This is a genomic window from Polaribacter marinivivus (genome assembly GCF_042651285.1).
In the GTDB taxonomy this organism is placed as follows: domain Bacteria; phylum Bacteroidota; class Bacteroidia; order Flavobacteriales; family Flavobacteriaceae; genus Polaribacter; species Polaribacter marinivivus.
Genome location: NZ_JBHSCY010000001.1, coordinates 295,025 through 312,211, shown reverse-complemented (window position 1 = coordinate 312,211; position 17,187 = coordinate 295,025). Strand labels below are relative to the sequence as shown.

The 17,187-nt window shown below is 28.6% G+C and carries 15 protein-coding genes; 11 read left to right on the top strand and 4 right to left on the bottom strand.

What is annotated here, in order from left to right; genetic code table 11:
* Window positions 1-12: 12 nt before the first annotated feature.
* From ACFOWD_RS01440 to ACFOWD_RS01415, 6 genes are all read left to right on the top strand, one after another.
* Entirely contained in the window at window positions 13-1,173 is a 1,161-nt protein-coding gene (locus ACFOWD_RS01440; RefSeq protein WP_298989316.1) for a formimidoylglutamase, read from the top strand.
* 106 nt (window positions 1,174-1,279) lie between these two features.
* On the top strand, window positions 1,280-2,641 hold the full coding sequence (gene porK / locus ACFOWD_RS01435; RefSeq protein ID WP_377407511.1) for a T9SS ring complex lipoprotein PorK/GldK: 1,362 nt from the start codon (window positions 1,280-1,282) through the stop codon (window positions 2,639-2,641).
* Between the two features lie 26 nt (window positions 2,642-2,667).
* Entirely contained in the window at window positions 2,668-3,303 is a 636-nt protein-coding gene (gene porL, locus ACFOWD_RS01430) for a type IX secretion system motor protein PorL/GldL (protein WP_298989311.1), read from the top strand.
* Between the two features lie 39 nt (window positions 3,304-3,342).
* The gene (porM, locus tag ACFOWD_RS01425) at window positions 3,343-4,896 is read left to right on the top strand and encodes a type IX secretion system motor protein PorM/GldM (protein ID WP_377407509.1); all 1,554 of its coding nucleotides are present in this window, start codon (window positions 3,343-3,345) and stop codon (window positions 4,894-4,896) included.
* 16 nt (window positions 4,897-4,912) lie between these two features.
* Complete coding sequence (gene porN / locus ACFOWD_RS01420) at window positions 4,913-5,767, top strand: type IX secretion system ring subunit PorN/GldN (RefSeq protein ID WP_377407507.1); 855 nt, start codon at window positions 4,913-4,915, stop codon at window positions 5,765-5,767.
* Window positions 5,768-5,842: 75 nt separating this feature from the next.
* The gene (locus ACFOWD_RS01415; protein WP_377407505.1) at window positions 5,843-6,883 is read left to right on the top strand and encodes an NAD(P)/FAD-dependent oxidoreductase; all 1,041 of its coding nucleotides are present in this window, start codon (window positions 5,843-5,845) and stop codon (window positions 6,881-6,883) included.
* Between the two features lie 9 nt (window positions 6,884-6,892).
* Here the strand turns inward: ACFOWD_RS01415 and ACFOWD_RS01410 are convergent, their stop codons facing one another.
* Entirely contained in the window at window positions 6,893-7,288 is a 396-nt protein-coding gene (locus tag ACFOWD_RS01410) for a DUF983 domain-containing protein (RefSeq protein ID WP_377407503.1), read from the bottom strand.
* Window positions 7,289-7,342: 54 nt separating this feature from the next.
* Here ACFOWD_RS01410 and abc-f point away from each other — a divergent pair, with 54 nt between their 5' ends.
* Entirely contained in the window at window positions 7,343-9,262 is a 1,920-nt protein-coding gene (abc-f, locus tag ACFOWD_RS01405; RefSeq protein WP_377407501.1) for a ribosomal protection-like ABC-F family protein, read from the top strand.
* A 4-nt stretch (window positions 9,263-9,266) separates the two neighbouring features.
* Here the strand turns inward: abc-f and ACFOWD_RS01400 are convergent, their stop codons facing one another.
* Window positions 9,267-9,947 carry a YiiX/YebB-like N1pC/P60 family cysteine hydrolase gene (locus ACFOWD_RS01400; protein WP_377407499.1) on the bottom strand — a complete coding sequence of 227 codons (681 nt, stop codon included), beginning with the start codon at window positions 9,945-9,947 and terminating at the stop codon, window positions 9,267-9,269.
* 3 nt (window positions 9,948-9,950) lie between these two features.
* On the bottom strand, window positions 9,951-10,991 hold the full coding sequence (locus ACFOWD_RS01395; RefSeq protein WP_377407497.1) for a T9SS type A sorting domain-containing protein: 1,041 nt from the start codon (window positions 10,989-10,991) through the stop codon (window positions 9,951-9,953).
* A gap of 140 nt (window positions 10,992-11,131) precedes the next feature.
* Here ACFOWD_RS01395 and ACFOWD_RS01390 point away from each other — a divergent pair, with 140 nt between their 5' ends.
* Together ACFOWD_RS01390 and ACFOWD_RS01385 are read left to right on the top strand one after the other, a co-directional pair.
* Window positions 11,132-12,046, top strand: a complete 915-nt coding sequence (locus ACFOWD_RS01390) for a 1-aminocyclopropane-1-carboxylate deaminase/D-cysteine desulfhydrase (RefSeq protein ID WP_377409590.1) — start codon at window positions 11,132-11,134, stop codon at window positions 12,044-12,046.
* Entirely contained in the window at window positions 12,046-12,879 is an 834-nt protein-coding gene (locus tag ACFOWD_RS01385; protein ID WP_377407495.1) for a glucosaminidase domain-containing protein, read from the top strand. The genes ACFOWD_RS01390 and ACFOWD_RS01385 overlap by 1 nt, the downstream gene beginning before the upstream one ends.
* Before the next feature lie 47 nt (window positions 12,880-12,926).
* Here ACFOWD_RS01385 and ACFOWD_RS01380 read toward each other — a convergent pair whose 3' ends face one another.
* Window positions 12,927-14,045 carry a vWA domain-containing protein gene (locus tag ACFOWD_RS01380; RefSeq protein WP_377407493.1) on the bottom strand — a complete coding sequence of 373 codons (1,119 nt, stop codon included), beginning with the start codon at window positions 14,043-14,045 and terminating at the stop codon, window positions 12,927-12,929.
* A 245-nt stretch (window positions 14,046-14,290) separates the two neighbouring features.
* Between ACFOWD_RS01380 and ACFOWD_RS01375 the strand changes: the two genes are divergently transcribed.
* Both ACFOWD_RS01375 and ACFOWD_RS01370 read left to right on the top strand, forming a co-directional pair.
* Window positions 14,291-15,007, top strand: a complete 717-nt coding sequence (locus tag ACFOWD_RS01375; RefSeq protein WP_377407491.1) for a carboxypeptidase-like regulatory domain-containing protein — start codon at window positions 14,291-14,293, stop codon at window positions 15,005-15,007.
* Entirely contained in the window at window positions 15,007-17,187 is a 2,181-nt protein-coding gene (locus ACFOWD_RS01370; protein ID WP_377407489.1) for a histidine kinase, read from the top strand. Before ACFOWD_RS01375 ends, ACFOWD_RS01370 begins: the two co-directional genes overlap by 1 nt.

The window sequence follows — 17,187 nt, the reverse complement described above, 5'->3', positions numbered from 1 at the left end:
TAATATAATTTAATGAATCACGACTTTCTAACCCCCATAGATGAAGTTGCTATAGCGCATTTGGTGCTACAGTCTCCATTTTGTTTGGGTAAAGTTATTAGAATACATTCAGCACAAGAAGGTTTTCCAAAATTAAAAGGTGTAAAAATTGCTATTTTTGGAGTTCAAGAAGATAGAAACTCTGAGAATAATTTTGGTTGTGGAGATAACTTAGTAAATATTAGAAAAAAGTTATACCAACTATTTCCTGGTACTTGGGATTTAGAAATTGCTGATTTAGGTAATGTAAAAAGAGGAGAAAAAGTAGCAGACACCTATTTTGCTGTTTCAGAGATTATTACTGCATTATTAGAAAGAGAGATTATTCCTGTTATTATTGGTGGTGGTCAAGATATTACTTACGTAAACTATAGAGCTTACGATAAATTAGAACAAACTGTAAACATAACTGCAGTTGATAGTCGTTTTGATTTAGGTAATTTAGAAGACGATTTAACTTCTCAATCTTATTTAAGTAAAATTATTATGCAAGAGCCTAATAATTTATTTAACTACTGCAATGTTGGTTACCAAACTTACTTTAATTCACAAGGAGAAATTAAACTTTTAGAAGAATTATTTTTTGATACTTATAGATTAGGTAAAGCAAAAGAATTAGAAAATATAGAACCAGCTTTTAGAAATGCAGATATTGTTTCTATAGATATTGGTGCTGTTAGGCAAAGTGATGCTCCTGCTAACAATAATGCCTCTGCAAATGGATTTTATGGAGAAGAAATTTGTGCAATTACAAGATATGCTGGCTTAAGTGATAAAGTATCTTCTTTTGGAATATATGAATACAATTCTAGATTAGATAACAATCATCAAACTGCAAATTTAATTGCTCAGATGATTTGGTATTTTATTGAAGGTGTGAGTTTAAGAGCAAAAGATTATCCATTTTCTGGTAAAGAAAATTATCAAAAATTTACAGTTTTAGTAGAAGATGATGATCCTATGGTTTTTTATAAAAGCCATAAAACTGGTAGATGGTGGATGGAGATAAATATTTTATCAGATAATAAATACAAAAGACATGCGTTAATACCATGTACATATAAAGATTACATTGAAGCAACAGAGCAGAAAATCCCTGATAAATGGTTTAAGGCAATGAAAAAATTAGTGTAATAGAATTATTTAATAAATATTGTACGTTAAAAACAATAACAAGATTGTATTTTAGCAAAAATTATAATAGGTTTACGAACTTTTTAGTAAAGACATAAATAGAAATATGAAAAAAGCAGCAGTACTTGCACTTTTAATCGCCGTTTTTTACAGTTGTGGTTCTAATGATAGAGGAGAATTAGTAGGTGTAAAAACTAAGAAAAAATGGTTTTCAGAAAAACCTTATGGTATGGCTTTGATTCCAGGAGGATCATTTACCATGGGTAAACAAGATCAAGATGTATTAGGTACTTTAAATACCCCAACCAAAACAGTTACTGTACGTCCTTATTATATGGATGAAACAGAAATCACAAACAACGAATATAAAGAGTTCGTTTTTTGGGTTAGAGATTCTGTGACTAGAACAAAATTAGCTTATCAAGCTGAGTTTGCAGCCCTTGGTAATACAGATCCAACAGGTAATAATAATTCAAGAAATGGTATTCAGCAGTACGCATTTAAAAATGCAGATACTACAGATTTATCTCCTTACCAAAAATACATGTATGAAAACTACTACAGTTTTGATACCATACAGCCATTAAATTGGGAGGCAGATTTAATTTGGAATACAGAAGAATATCCAGATGCAGATTATGTAGAAGTTATGGATAGCTTATACATAAGCAAAGAAGATGCAGTAGATGGTGTAAGAACTTTTAATACAAAGTTTTTAAAATACAGATATTCTTGGTTTGATAGAGATGCAGCAGCTAGACAAGGAGGAGATCGTAAAGATTTTGTACAAACAGAAGTTTTAAATATTTATCCAGATACTACAGTTTGGGTTAAAGATTTTAACTATTCTTATAATGACCCAATGCACCAAGATTATTTTAATCACCAATCTTATGGAGATTATCCTGTAGTTGGTGTTACTTGGGGTCAAGCAAATGCATTTTGTAATTGGAGAACAAAAAAGAAAAATGCTTACCAAAAAAGCAGAAAAAATGCAGCTTTAGTTCCTGATTTTAGATTACCAACAGAAGCAGAATGGGAATATGCAGCTAGAGGTGGTTTAGAATTTGCAACATATCCTTGGGGATCTGGAAGCACAACAAGTGATAGAGGTTGTTTCTTAGCTAACTTTAAACCAGTTAGAGGTAATTATGCTGTAGATGGAGCTTTATATACAATGGAAGCAAAATCTTACAACGCAAACGATTATGGTTTGTATAATATGGCTGGTAACGTTTCTGAATGGACAAACACAGCTTACAATTTATCTTCTTACTATATGGCTTCTACTATGAATCCAAATGTAGAGGATAGAAAAAATAAAAGAAAAATAATTAGAGGAGGTTCTTGGAAAGATGTTGCTTATTATTTAGAAGTAGCTTCTAGAGATTATGAATATGCTGATACAGCTAGAAGCTATATTGGTTTTAGAACCGTTCAAAATTATATAGGTACAACAAACAAATAAAATTAATACCCAAATTTAAATTAAACATGGCACAGTCAAAATCAATTAAGAGAATTACAAATATGGTCTATGGATTAGGAGCAGCAATTGTAATTATTGGAGCTCTTTTTAAAATTCAACATATTTCTTTTGGTCCTTTAACAGGAGGATTAATGTTAACAATAGGTTTAGTAGTAGAAGCATTAGTTTTTGTTTATTCTGCATTTGAGCCAATAGAAGAAGATTTAGATTGGACAAAAGTATACCCAGAATTAGGTTCAGATAGTTTTGAAAGTGAAGAAAAATTAGGTGCTGACGGATTATTATCTCAAAAATTAGATAACTTATTACAAGAGGCTAAAATAGATTCGTCATTAATGGAAAGTTTAGGAAATAGTATGAAAAACTTTCAAAGTGCAGCAGAAGGTTTATCATCTGCATCAGAATCTGTGGCATCAACAAATAGATATAATGAGCAAGTGTCTATGGCAGCAGCTCAAATGGAGACTTTAAATAGTTTATATAAAGTACAAGTAGAAAATTCTAGTAAGCAAGCAGAAATTAACTCTGCTGTTGTAGAAAATACAGAAAGATTAAAAGAACAAATGGAGTCTTTAGCAAAAAACTTATCTTCTTTAAACGGAGTTTATGGTGGTATGCTTTCTGCAATGTCTAGCAAATAATTAGTTAAATAAAACGTATAACTTAAAAACTAATTAAGAATGGCAGGAGGAAAAATGTCCGCAAGACAAAAGATGATTAACTTAATGTATCTTGTATTTATTGCAATGTTAGCAATGAATATGAGTAAAGAAGTATTATCTGCTTTTGGTTTTATTAAGGAAGAAATGAAAGTTAATACTGATGCTACTGAAAGGAAAAACAGCATTAGTTATGAAGGGTTATCACAAAAAGCTCAAGATCAGCCAGAAAAGTTTGCCCCTTTAAATGAAAAAGCAAAGAAAGTAAAGTCTTTGTCAAATAATTTCTATAAATATCTAGAACAGTTAAAAGATACTATGCAAGCTAGCATAGAAGATAAAACTGACTATGAAACTATGGATAAAACAGACTTTTTAGAATCATACTTTTTTCAAGGAGATAACAAGACTAAAGAAGGTCAAGAGTTTGTAGATAATATTAATAATTATAGAAATACAGTTATTTCTACTTTAGGCTCAGATTATAAAGCGCTTAATGAAAGAGTTGCATTTCGTTTTAGTACAGATAGTGTTATTAATAAAAAAATAAGTGAAACTAAAAAATTAGATTGGTTAGATTCACGTTATAAAGGGTTCCCTTTAATTGCATCTTTAACAAGTATTACTCAGATGCAGGCTAGCATTAAAAATACTGAAAGCGAGATGTTAACAGAACTTTTAGGAGGTCAATTAGAAGCAGATAGTAAGTTAACAACCAATAACTATAAAGGTATAGTTTCATTAAATAAAACTGCATATTTTGCAGGAGAAAATGTTACTGGACAAGTAGTATTAGGTAGATACGATTCTAATTTAGTACCTACTAAAGTTACGCTAAATGGTAGAGATATTACTGACAATGTAGAAAATGGGCAAGTTTTGTTAAATATGTCTGCAGGAAATGTTGGTAAAAAATCTATTAAAGGAGAAATTACCTTTATGCAAGATGGAAAACCAGAGGTTATTCCTTTTGAAAGTGAATATTCTGTAATTGCAGAACCAAGTGGTGCTGTAGTTTCTGCAGATAGAATGAATGTGGTGTATAGAGGGTTAAGTAATCCAATATCAGTTTCTTTACCAGGTGTGGGTTCAAATAATTTAGACGTTACAGCAACTGGTGGAAAATTAACTAAAAATGGAAGTAGTTATATGATTAGACCTGGTTCTGGTAATGTTGCTACTATTAATGTAAGTGCAAAACTAAGTAGTGGTAAAACTGTAAATTCTAAAGCAACGTTTAGAATTAAAGATGTACCAGCTGCACAAGGTTCTGTTAGAAATCAATATGGTATTGTAAGAATGCCAAAGTCAGGTTTATCTAATGCACCTATAGCTGCAGGTTTACCAGATTTTGAATTCGATTTAAAATTACAAGTAACTAGTTTTAAAATAAAAGTACCAGGTCAATTAACCATTATTGTAAATGGTTCTACTTTAAATGCTAATGCTAAAAGAGCTTTATCAAAGGCTAAAAGAGGAGATATTATTAATATTTATGACATACAAGCTAATGTTGTAAATTCTAGTTATAAGCTAAAAAGGGTATTACCTGTAAGTATAGAATTGACTAACTAAGAAAAATTAGAAAATCATGAAGAAACAATTTTTAACTCTTATTTGTATCTGTTTTGCAGTTAGTTTAGTAAATGCGCAAGCAAATATTTTAAACGCAAAATCTGCAAATGATATTGGTAAAAAAAGCCAACAGCAAATAGGTGCAGATAATGATGGACCAATACCTTATGGTTATGTAGATGATAGAGATATCATGTGGTCTAAAGTGGTTTGGGAATTTGTAGATTTAAATCAAAAAATAAATTTACCTTATTATTTTCCAATAGATACTACTAATATTTCTTCAGATAGAAGATCTTTATTTGATACATTAATTAAAGGAATTAGATCAGGAAAAATAAAAGAAGCATATACAGATTCTTTCTTTACGACTAAAATAACACAAGACGAAATTGACACTCGTTTAGTTAACATACGTGAAGAAAATGGTTATACAGATACTTTTAATATTCAAACAGAAGATGTTGGTGGTTATATGTTAAAAGGGATGTGGTATTTTGATAAGCTTCAAGGAGAAATGAAATACAGATTATTAGCATTAGCACCAATGGGTAGAGATGTACAAACTTTAGGTGTAGAAGGTGTAGAAGACGAAAATCTTTATGAGCTTTTCTGGATTTTCTTTCCTAATGCAAGAGAAGTTTTACATGAGTCTAAGGTATTTAATCCAATGAATGCTGCACATCCTATTTCTTACGATCATTTATTAAATGCTAGAAGATTTAGTGCTGTAATTGTTAGAGAAGAAAATATTTATGGTAATAGAGCTATTTCAGATTATGTTAGAGGTAATTCATTATTCCAATTATTAGAAGCCAATAAGATTAAAGAAGAAATTAGAAATCGAGAAATTGATATGTGGAATTATTAATTCCAGTTTAAAAATAAGATAAAAAACGTTCCAAATTTTGGAACGTTTTTTAGTTTTAAGAAGTATTTTTACAAGGTGAAAGTAGATTATATCATAGTAGGATTAGGTTTAGCTGGTTTGGCTTTTGCTGAAGAACTTTTAGCAAACAATAAATCTTTTATTGTTTTTGAAGATGAGTCTCAAACGTCTTCTTTAGTTGCTGGAGGTGTTTATAATCCTGTTATTTTAAAAAGATTTACTCCAGTTTGGAATGCAACTGAGCAATTAAAAGTTGCATTACCACATTATGAAAAATTAGAACAAACATTCGAAACTATTTTTGATGAAAAATTTGTCACTAAAAAAGTATTTAAATCTATAGAAGATCAAAATAATTGGTTTGCAGCCATAGATAAACATGATATTGGTAATTATTTAGATGACAAATTAGATCATGCAAATTACAAAGGAGTTTTCTCTGAATTTGGTTTTGGAAATGTAAAGGAAACAGGCAGAATTAATACCAATAAACTAGTCAAAGTTTATAGAGATTTTTTACTAAATGAACAGAAATTAAGAATTCAAAAATTTTATTATAACCAGCTTGAAATCACAGAAAATCAATTGATATATCAAGATATTCAAGCAACTAAAATAGTATTCTCAGAAGGATTTGGTTTAAAACATAATCAATTTTTTAATCATCTACCATTAACAGGAGTTAAAGGAGAAACTATCACCATTTATGCTCCTGAATTAGAGATTAATTTTCAAGTTAAATCAACCGTTTTTGTATTGCCTTTAGGCAATCATTATTATAAAGTAGGTGCAACTTTTAACTGGTCAGATAAAACCTCTAAACCTACAGAAGAAGGAAAGCAAGAATTAACAGAAAAACTCAAAAAAGTAATTGCTGTTCAGTATAAAATTACAGACCATACAGCAGGTGTTAGACCCACAACAAAAGATAGAAGACCTTTAGTTGGTAAACATAGTGCACATAAAAATTTATTTGTTCTAAATGGTTTAGGTACCAGAGGTGTAATGATTGCACCTACTGTTGCTAAAGAACTCTATAACTTTATTGAGCACCAACAAGAATTAGATAAAGAAATTGATATTAGAAGATTTGATTAACTTTAATTTTTACTCTTTCAATTTCTCAATTTCAGTTTCTTTCTTAAAATTCACAAACATATTAATCCAAAGAATTCTAGCAAGTCTTAAGTTAATTGGTGCTAAAACTATTAAAGCTGCTAAAACCATTAAAAACGATTGTAACAAATCTAATTCAAAACCTAATTTTGCAATCACAAACACAGCTACAGAAATAGCCACTGTTATACCATAATTAATATACATTGCTCCATAAAAAAAAGAAGGTTCAATCATATATTTTAAATTACAATGAGAGCAGTTATCATGCAATTTTGTAATTTTTGATGGATTAAATGTAAAGCCATGTTTAAAGAAATCACCTTCATGACACCTTGGACATTTTCCGTTAAAAATGCTATAGATTTTTGTCCCTTTTTTAAACATGATAAACTGTATTTTTTTAGTTAGTTTTGCACACTACAAAATTAGCAAAATTAAATGTTAAACGTACATAACTTATCTGTTTCCTTTATGGGATCAGACTTATTTTCTGGTATTACTTTTAAATTAAATAAAGGTGATAGAATTGGTTTAATTGGTAAAAACGGAGCAGGAAAATCTACCTTACTAAAAGTGCTATCTAAAGATATAGAAAGTAGTGGAGGAACTATGGCGTTTGATAAAGATATAAAAATGGGTTTTTTAAGACAAGATATCGATTTTGTGCAAGGAAGAACCATTTTAGAAGAAGCTTATCAAGCTTTTGAAGAAATTAAACAAATAGAGGTAGAGCTAGAAGATATCAATCATCAATTAACTACAAGAACCGATTACGAAAGTGATTCTTATACAGAGTTAATTCAGAATTTAACAGATAAGCAAGAACGTTACGAACTGCTAGGAGGTTATAATTATCAAGGAGATACAGAGAAAATATTACAAGGTTTAGGTTTTCAAAGAGAAGATTTTGATAAGCTAACTGATACCTTTTCTGGTGGATGGAGAATGCGAATAGAATTGGCAAAATTATTATTACAGAATAATGATATTCTATTATTAGATGAGCCTACAAACCACTTAGATATTGAATCGATTATTTGGTTAGAAAACTTCTTAAAAAATTATGCAGGTGCTATTGTTTTAGTTTCTCATGATAAAATGTTTTTAGATAATGTAACTAACAGAACTATAGAAATTTCTTTAGGACAGATTTACGATTATAAAAAACCATACTCTCAGTTTTTAGAATTGCGAGAAGAAATTAAAGAAAAACAATTACAGACTCAAAAGAATCAACAAAAGGAAATTGAGCAAACAGAAAAATTAATAGAGAAATTTAGAGCGAAAGCTAGTAAAGCTTCTATGGCTCAATCTCTAATTAAAAAGCTCGAAAAAGTAGAACGTATAGAAGTAGATCAAGATGATAATGCTGTAATGAATGTGCGTTTTGCAATTTCTAAAGAACCAGGTAAAATTATTGTTGAAGCAGAAAATTTAGCTAAAAGTTATGGTGATAAAAAAGTGCTAGAAAACGTTGATTTACTCATAGAACGTAACAGTAAAATTGCTTTTGTAGGACAAAATGGTCAAGGTAAATCTACACTTGCTAAAATGATGGTTGGTGAAATTCCGTTTAAAGGACATTTAAAGTTAGGACATAATGTAGAGGTTGGGTATTTTGCTCAAAATCAATCTGAATATTTACCACCAGAAAAAACAGTATTAGAAATCATGGAAGATGCTGCAACAGATAATAATAGAATGCGTGTTAGAGACATGTTAGGTTCTTTTTTATTTGGTGGTGATGCTGTAGATAAAAAAGCGAAAGTGCTTTCTGGAGGTGAAAGAAATAGATTGGCTTTATGTAAATTATTATTACAACCTTTTAATGTGTTAATAATGGATGAGCCTACAAACCATTTAGATATAGCTTCTAAAAATGTGTTAAAAGAGGCTTTAAAAAACTTTAATGGTACTTTAATTTTAGTTTCACACGATCGTGAATTTTTACAAGGTTTATGTACAACAGTATATGGTTTTAAAGACAGAGAAATTAAAGAATATTTAGGTGATATCGACTATTTCTTAGAGCAACATAAAATGGAAAGTTTACGAGAAGCTGAAAAAAGAACTGTTGTAAAAGAAGAAAAATCATCAACAAAAAAAGAAGCATACCAACGTACTAAAGAAGAAGAAAAAGAACTTAAAAAATTAAATAATAAGTTGTCTAAAATAGAAACTGAAATTGCTGATTTAGAGGCCGAAATTGAAAAGTTAGATTTAGAATTGGCTAAAAATTATGATGAAGTTTCTGCAAGACCTAATTTCTTTGAAAAATACAAAGCTAAAAAAGCAAAAGTAGATGCTTTAATGGAAGAATGGGAAAAGGTTGAAGAACAAGTTTCACAATTTGGATAGTTTTTTATTCTTGATTTAAATATCCTTCTGGTTTGCCATAAAAATGAACAATATCTAAATAATTACTTTTAGACATTCCACCAGGATTTAAACCAGGTTTTCCTTCTGGTATGACTACACCTAATTTTTTAAAATAATCATCCCAAATAGGAAATGTTTTATTGGTTGCTGGATCTTTATAGGTCATTTTTTGTAATTCAAAAATGGGTTTGTTTTCATTTGCAAATTTGAACGAATCATAAATTAATTCAGAGCAGTAGTATTTATTATTGGTAATATCAAAAACTTCATCATAGGCTAAACCTAATTTAGTTTTAGAAAACTCTATAGCTTTTTTTAGTAAGTTTTGATGTTGTTCTTTCAATCTACCAACCACAACTTTTGGATTATTTTTAGTATCAAAAGAACGATTTAGAAAGTCGTGTAAAGAAGTTTTTACGACCCCTTCTGAGATGGCTTCTATAACAATGAGTTCATTGCTATCATTGTAAATAACCATTCCTACATGAGAAAATTTAGATCCTTTATAACCAAAAGTTACTTTTTCTATAGACTCACAAAAAGGTCCACAATCGCTATCTTGAAATAAAATGTCTCCTTCTTTTAAATTAAATTTTTCATTGTTTTTAGTAGTACAAGAAAATGAGAAAAATAAAACAGAAAGAATGATAAAAAGCTTATTCATCAATTATTTTTTCATCAGTTTTTTAGTAATGATACTTCCATCAATAAAATAAGTATTTACTAAATAAAGACCAGCTGAGAGATTAGAAATATCAATTTTATTCTGATAATCAGAAAAGGAAATCAGTCGTTTACCAAGTGAATTAAAAATTTCAATTTTATTAATATTATAAAAATCTTTACTAGTAATGTTTAATTCATTTTGAGCAGGGTTTGGGTAGACAGCTACATCTTTTATTTTAGAAATAGAATTATCTTTAATAGATAAGCTATTTAAATATTGCACTTTAAAGTAATCTACAACTAGGTAATGTTCACCTGTCCAATTAAAATCTTTAGCCCAAGGTAAATTTCTGAAGCCAATAATAACTTCACCCCAACCAGCAGCAATATTAGTATTAAAGGAATCTTGTAAAACACCATCAATATAAAAATCAACTTGATCTGTTCTCCAATCAATTGTATAGGTATGAAATTCATTATCTATTAAAGATATTTTTTCTCCTTTATCATTTACAACTGGTTTTGCAGAACCTGTAATTGGTAAAAAAGTAGTTGTACTTGCATTTCTCCAACTATTAAAACGAGCATCTGTCCATCCATTTGGGGGTAAAGTTTCATGCACATCTACATCTCTATCATTTGCAACAACTTCTATATCTACTTCATTAAAATTTGTCCCCAAACTATTTTCTGAGTAGGTAAACAAAAAACCAACCAAACCACCATCAACAACTGCTCCTCTCATTCTAACTTCAATTCTATGATTTTCTGTGGCTCCACCAAAAACCATGGTTTGATAAGGGTATGTTGTATCTGTGTCATTATGTATGTCAGCATCAACTTTTATATAAGCAAAGCCATCTCCTGGAATAAATTTTTCCCAAGTATTTTGATATGGATGAATATCATTAAAGTATTTCCAGTAACTGCCATTTGGTATATTTATAGGTATACCTTTATCATTAAAATTTTCTATATATGTAATTTGCCCAATAAATGAAATAGTGTAAAAAAAACAAAAAAAGAAAAGTAAGTTTTTCAAAATAGGCACATGACAATAAGTGTACTAAGGTCGTAAATTTCTAAATAAAAGCCAAATAGCTTTACTGTTAAAAATTATGGTTTATTTTTGTTATTCATTCAAAATTAAAGTTTACGGAAACCTTTTTTACAAAACAATTTATTTCAAAAAATCAAAAAATTCAACTTTCTTTTTTGGATGAAAAAGGTATTGAATTATATATTAAAAGAGAAGATGAAATTCATCCTTTCGTTTCTGGCAATAAGTTTCGTAAATTAAAATATAATATTCAAGAAGCTAATAAAACAAATAAAAATACACTGCTAACTTTTGGAGGTGCATTTTCAAATCATATTGTAGCAACAGCTGTTGCTGGTTATTTAACAGACTTTAAAACTATAGGTGTTATTAGAGGTGAGGAATTAGGGTTAGATGTATCTAATACCTTATCAAAAAACACTACTCTTAAAAATTCTTATGAACATAATATGCAATTTGAATTTGTTTCAAGAGAGCTTTATAGAAACAAATTAGAAGATAGTTTTATACATACTTTAATAGAAAAATATGGTGATTTTTATTTAATTCCTGAAGGAGGAACCAATGATTTAGCTATAAAAGGATGTGAAGAAATTTTAACGGTTAGTGATGCAAAATTCGATTATATTTGTTGTGCAGTTGGAACTGGTGGTACAATTTCGGGGGTAATTAATGCATCATCTAAACACCAAAAAGTAATAGGTTTTCCTGCTTTAAAAGGAGATTTTTTGTTTGATGACATCAAAAAACATACCTCAAAATCAAATTGGAGTTTACAAACTAACTATCATTTTGGCGGCTATGCAAAATATACAGATGAGTTAATTCGTTTTATTAATGATTTTAATAAAGATACTGGTGTTTTGTTAGATCCAATTTATACAGGTAAAATGATGTTTGGTATTTTAGATATGATTAAGAAAAATCAATTTAAAAAAGGGAGTAAAATTCTAGCAATTCATACAGGAGGCATTCAAGGAATTGAGGGTTTTAACCAAAAATTAAAAAAGAAAAATAAAGAAATTATTGTCTATTAATGAAGTTTAAAATAATTATCACTCTTTTTTGTACAGCACTACTTTTTTCTTGTGGTTCTTCTAAAAATGCAACAAATAAAAAGAAAAATACAGAGGTTGTTTCAGTTGAAAAAAAACCTGTAAAATTACCTTCTGTAGATGAGGTAGAAATTACCAAGAAACTTAAAAGAAAAAACCCAAAATTAAATAAATATACACTCGCTTATATTAGAAAATATGCACCCTTAGCAGTTCATGAAATGCATGAAAATAAAATTCCTGCTAGTATAACTTTAGCTCAGGGTATTTTAGAATCTGGTAGAGGTAGAAGCGAATTGGCTTTGAAATCTAACAATCATTTTGGGATAAAGTGTCATACAGGTTGGCAAGGTCAACGTGTTTATCATGATGATGATGAAAAAGGTGAATGTTTTAGAAAATACAAATATGTAGAAACTTCATTTGATGACCATTCTAAATTTTTAACACAGAGAAGACGTTATGCATTTCTATTTTCTTATGGTACCAAAGATTACAGAAAATGGGCAAAAGGGTTAAGAAAAGCAGGGTATGCCACTGATAAAAAATACCCAAATAAATTAATAAAAATTATAGAAGATTATAAGTTATATGAGTTTGATGATGTAAAGAAGAAAAACTTTAAATACGAAAAGCCTAAAAGAGAAAAGAAAACAAAAGAGACCATTACAAAATCTAAATCTTATAAAGTAAAAAAAGGAGATACTTTATACTCTATATCTAGACGTTTTGGATTAAGTGTGTCTGAACTAAAAGCGCTTAATGGATTAACAGATAATACAATTTCTGTTGGTCAAAAATTAAAATTAAAATAAAAGCCTGTAAACAAATTACAGGCTTTTTTACAAATCAACTAACTATATTACCAAGAGTAATTTTTTAATTTTGCTTGTCTCTTTATCGCTTTTATCATAACATTGTTTAAGTCATCTTTTTTTATAGATTCTTTTTGTTTTTTTGCAATATACTTTCTTCTTTTACTGTTTAATTCTTGAATTTTTTCTTGAATTTCCTCTCTTTCTTTAGCTTTTAATTGAACATAAGCTTTTATCTCATTTTCAGATTTATTTTGTAAAGCTGGTGGTAAATTCTTTTTTTCAATTTTTTTATAATCAAGTTTTCCATTTTTATCAGCATCTACTAAATCCCATTTTGCATTATTATACAATCTAGAACTTTTACTAACTGCTCTTTTTACAGCAACAGCTTCTTGCATTTGCATTGCATTACTATCTTGTACTTTTTGTTTGTTATAGTTTGAGTATCCCTTTTTTCCAAAATAAATATAAGTGCCATTTAATTTTTTGTTTAAAATGATAATATCATTATCATAAGGTGTAATGATGTGAACAATTTTCTCATCCTGATTAATAGTTAAATAATCACCACCACCTAAATCTGCACCATCTTTCCACATACCAGAAATTCCGTTTGAATAATTTCCACAAAAAATTGTATTTACTACAACTTCTTTTTCTTTTGCATTAGCAACAGCCTCTTTATAATTGATTTTACCTTGTGTAAAAGGTTCATTACCTGCTATAAAAAGTAGTTTTAAATCATTTTTATTTGTACCCCAATCTAATTCATTTAAAGAAGTTTGTATCACTTGCCCACAAAACTCATTACCACCATTTGTAGTTAAAGAAAAAAGCTTTTCAGATATTTCATCTAAATCATTACTAAACTGTAACACTTGTCTTATAAAGCCTTCTCTAGAAGGTAAATTTGAGTTTCCATACTCATACAAAGCAATTTCTAAATTGGGTTTTTGAATGCCATACTTAGCATAAGAAAGTTCGTTTACAATTTCCCAAAGTTGCGCTTTTGCTTGATTTATTAAACCATCCATACTATTACTTGTATCTAATAACAAGGCCACTTTTATAGTTTGTTTTTTTTTAGGTTGATGGTCTGCAAAACTAAAAGTAGAAGTGAATAGTAATAACAGAATTACAGCGCTTAATTTTAATGATTTCATGATTTTTTTCTTTTTAAATTGATACTTAGACATATAAGTTTGGTTGCTAAATACAATTCAATATTAATGCCAACATAATTCAAAAAAAAGTTAGAATGAGTAAAGTGTCTTTTTAAATGAGTAAACGCTAAATCTTATTTCGTAAACCCTGCTTTTTTAAGGTAAAAAGAGCTAATATTAGATATTAGTGATTTTTTTGACAGCTAATTTGTTCCTAAGTTTATCATGATTTTAAAGTGATAATTATGAAATTTAAAATACATGTACCTAAACCCTGTCATGAAGATTTTGGCAAAATGATGCCAACAGAAAATGGAAAATTTTGCAAAAGTTGTAGTAAAGAAGTTATAGATTTTACCTCATTAACAAACACAGAGATTGCTGATCTAATCTTAAAAAACAATAATTTATGTGGTAGGTTTAGAGAAGATCAGTTAAATAAAGAAATACACAATTATCAAAAAAGTAGTTTGCCTAAAGTTGCTGCTGGTTTAGCGTTATTGTCTGCATTACTTTCAACAAATCCTTTGTATTCTCAATCTAAAAAAGCACAAATAGAAAAAATTGAGGTAAAAAATCAGTTTACTATCAATAATGACACTTTAGTACAAGATATCATTTTAAAAGGAAAAGTTAGAGATGAATCAGGAGATTTACCTGGGGTGAATATTACATTAAAAGGCTCAAAAATTAGTGCAGAAACAGATTTTGATGGAAACTTTTCAATTAAAATACCCAATAAAAAAAGAAAGTCGATTATCTTAGTTTTTTCATATTTAGGTTATAAAAAGCAAGAAATAGATGTTTTAAAAATAAAAAAACCTTTGGTTGTAACACTAAAAGAAGATGAAGAATTGTTAGGAGAAGTAGTTGTTGTAGGTTATGCTGTGGTTAAAAAGAAACCCAATATTTTTAAAAGAATAGGTAATTTATTTAGAAAGAAAGAAAACAGAAAATGGTAATGACAAAAAAAATAAACATATTATATACGTTTTTACTTTTCTGTATTGTTCCTTTATTTTCTCAACAAACGATAATTACTCAAAAAGGAGTTGAGTTTTCTGTTCGAATAAAAATTGTTGATGAAAACAATAACGTTATAAAAAAGGGTGTCACTATTTTTGTAAACGGAATGAGCTATTCTTTGCCAGATATACAAGGTAAATATATTGTTACAGCAAAAGTAGGTGATGATGTAAGAGTTACGCATCCAGATTTTGAAACGGTTCATCATACACTTACCTCAAGTGAGGATATTAAAATAATTGTAGAAAATTATGCTTCAGATAGATATGCTTCAAAAAAAATAAAAAGAGGAGATGCTTATTTACAAAATCTAGATTCTGCAAATTACTATAAAAAGAATGATATAGAAAAGAGTGTTTCTTTTATAGAAAAAGCGCTATCCAACAATCAAAATAAAAGAAGAAATGCTAAAACCTATAAGACCTTAGCAGATATTTATTTCTATTGGAAGCAGTTTGATTTGGCTGAATACAATTATAAATTGTCAAATCAAATTAACGAAGAAATAGACACAAAAATTGCTATTGCTAAAACTCAGTTTTTATTAAAAAAATATAAAGAGAGTAAAGAAAATTACACTTCATTAAAGAATAGTAAATTAAGTAATTACCAAGAAATACAAGTTTTTGAAGGATTGGGTGATGTAAATTTTGCTCAGAAAAATTTAGTAACTGCAAGAACTAATTATCAAGATGCCTTACAAATTGCAAAAGACAATTTGGTAACACCTAAAATTACAGATTTAAATTCTAAAATAGCAGATGTTTATGCTGCCCAAGGTAAAATTTCTGAGGCTGAAAATCTTTTTAAAAAATCGATAAATCTGGCTGAAAAAGAGAGTCCTGTTCGTGCTTTAAAAGAAGAAGAAAAAGTAGCTGATTTTTATAATGCAAATCAACGTTTTGATGATGAAATTCAATTAAGAAAAAAGAGTTTACAAAAAGCACAATTAAATAGTAGTCATAGAAAAATTAGTAAAGAAGAAGACTCTATTACCTCTCAGAAAATCAACTATAAAATAGGGAACGCTTATATACAAAAAGAAGACTACAAACAAGCTTTACCTTATTTAGAAAAGAGTAAAGAAGATGCTAAAAGAAATAAAGATATTGTGGTTGCTAAAGATGCAACACGTAAAATATCTGAAACTTTTGCGACTCTTGGTGATGAAGTAAATGCATTAAAAAATTACAAAGAATATGTTGCCTTAGTAGATTCTTTATACATAAGAAAAGAACAAGAAATACAGCAAGTAAAGCGTTTTTCTAAACGAATTGCAGACAATCAAAATAGAATAACTAGCTTAGAAAAAGACAAAGAGTTAGCAGAAAGCAAAATTAGTTTAGCGTATATAGATCAAAAATTATCAGAAGAAAGTAATCGAAAACAACGCATTTTAATTTACTCACTTTTTGGAGGTTTACTATTGATTTCTTTACTCGCTTATTTTATGTTTAGAACCAATAAGCAACAAAAATTAGCAAATAATTTATTGGCTTTAAAATCTATGCGTTCTCAAATGAATCCGCATTTTATTTTTAATGCATTAAATTCTGTAAATAGTTTTATAGCTGTTAATGATGAAAGAAGTGCTAATAGATATTTAAGTGAGTTCTCTGTGTTAATGCGTTCTGTTTTAGAAAATTCTGATGAAGATTTTATACCACTTACAAAAGAAGTAGAGTTATTAGAATTATATGTAAAACTAGAACATAATCGATTTAAAGATAAGTTTGATTATCAAATAATGGTTGATGAAAATATTAGCTTAGATCAATTTTCAATTCCGCCAATGTTATTACAGCCTTACATAGAAAATGCTATTTGGCATGGTTTACGATATAAAAAAGAAAAAGGGAATTTAGAGATTTCTATCACAAAAAAAGATTCAGAAACTGTTTCAATTGTAATTATTGATGATGGAATAGGAAGAAAAAAGTCTCAAGAATTAAAAACAAAAAATCAGCTAAAACAGAAATCTAAAGGAATGAGTACTATAAAAAATAGAATAGCCATTCTAAACAGTATGTACAAAGAACGTATTTCTGTAAAAGTTACTAATGCTTTAGAAAATGGAGAGGGCACAAAAGTTGAGTTGTTATTAAAGAAAAATTGA

Bases quoted from the DNA above. Each gene is read 5' to 3' on its own strand.
- ACFOWD_RS01410 (WP_377407503.1), bottom strand. From the start codon at position 7,288: ATGTTTAAAAAAGGGACAAAAATCTATAGCATTTTTAACGGAAAATGT.
- ACFOWD_RS01370 (WP_377407489.1), top strand. From the start codon at position 15,007: ATGACAAAAAAAATAAACATATTATATACGTTTTTACTTTTCTGTATT.
- abc-f (WP_377407501.1), top strand. From the start codon at position 7,343: ATGTTAAACGTACATAACTTATCTGTTTCCTTTATGGGATCAGACTTA.
- ACFOWD_RS01380 (WP_377407493.1), bottom strand. From the start codon at position 14,045: ATGAAATCATTAAAATTAAGCGCTGTAATTCTGTTATTACTATTCACT.
- porK (WP_377407511.1), top strand. From the start codon at position 1,280: ATGAAAAAAGCAGCAGTACTTGCACTTTTAATCGCCGTTTTTTACAGT.
- ACFOWD_RS01375 (WP_377407491.1), top strand. From the start codon at position 14,291: ATGAAATTTAAAATACATGTACCTAAACCCTGTCATGAAGATTTTGGC.
- porN (WP_377407507.1), top strand. From the start codon at position 4,913: ATGAAGAAACAATTTTTAACTCTTATTTGTATCTGTTTTGCAGTTAGT.
- porM (WP_377407509.1), top strand. From the start codon at position 3,343: ATGGCAGGAGGAAAAATGTCCGCAAGACAAAAGATGATTAACTTAATG.
- ACFOWD_RS01400 (WP_377407499.1), bottom strand. From the start codon at position 9,947: ATGAATAAGCTTTTTATCATTCTTTCTGTTTTATTTTTCTCATTTTCT.
- ACFOWD_RS01385 (WP_377407495.1), top strand. From the start codon at position 12,046: ATGAAGTTTAAAATAATTATCACTCTTTTTTGTACAGCACTACTTTTT.
- porL (WP_298989311.1), top strand. From the start codon at position 2,668: ATGGCACAGTCAAAATCAATTAAGAGAATTACAAATATGGTCTATGGA.
- ACFOWD_RS01440 (WP_298989316.1), top strand. From the start codon at position 13: ATGAATCACGACTTTCTAACCCCCATAGATGAAGTTGCTATAGCGCAT.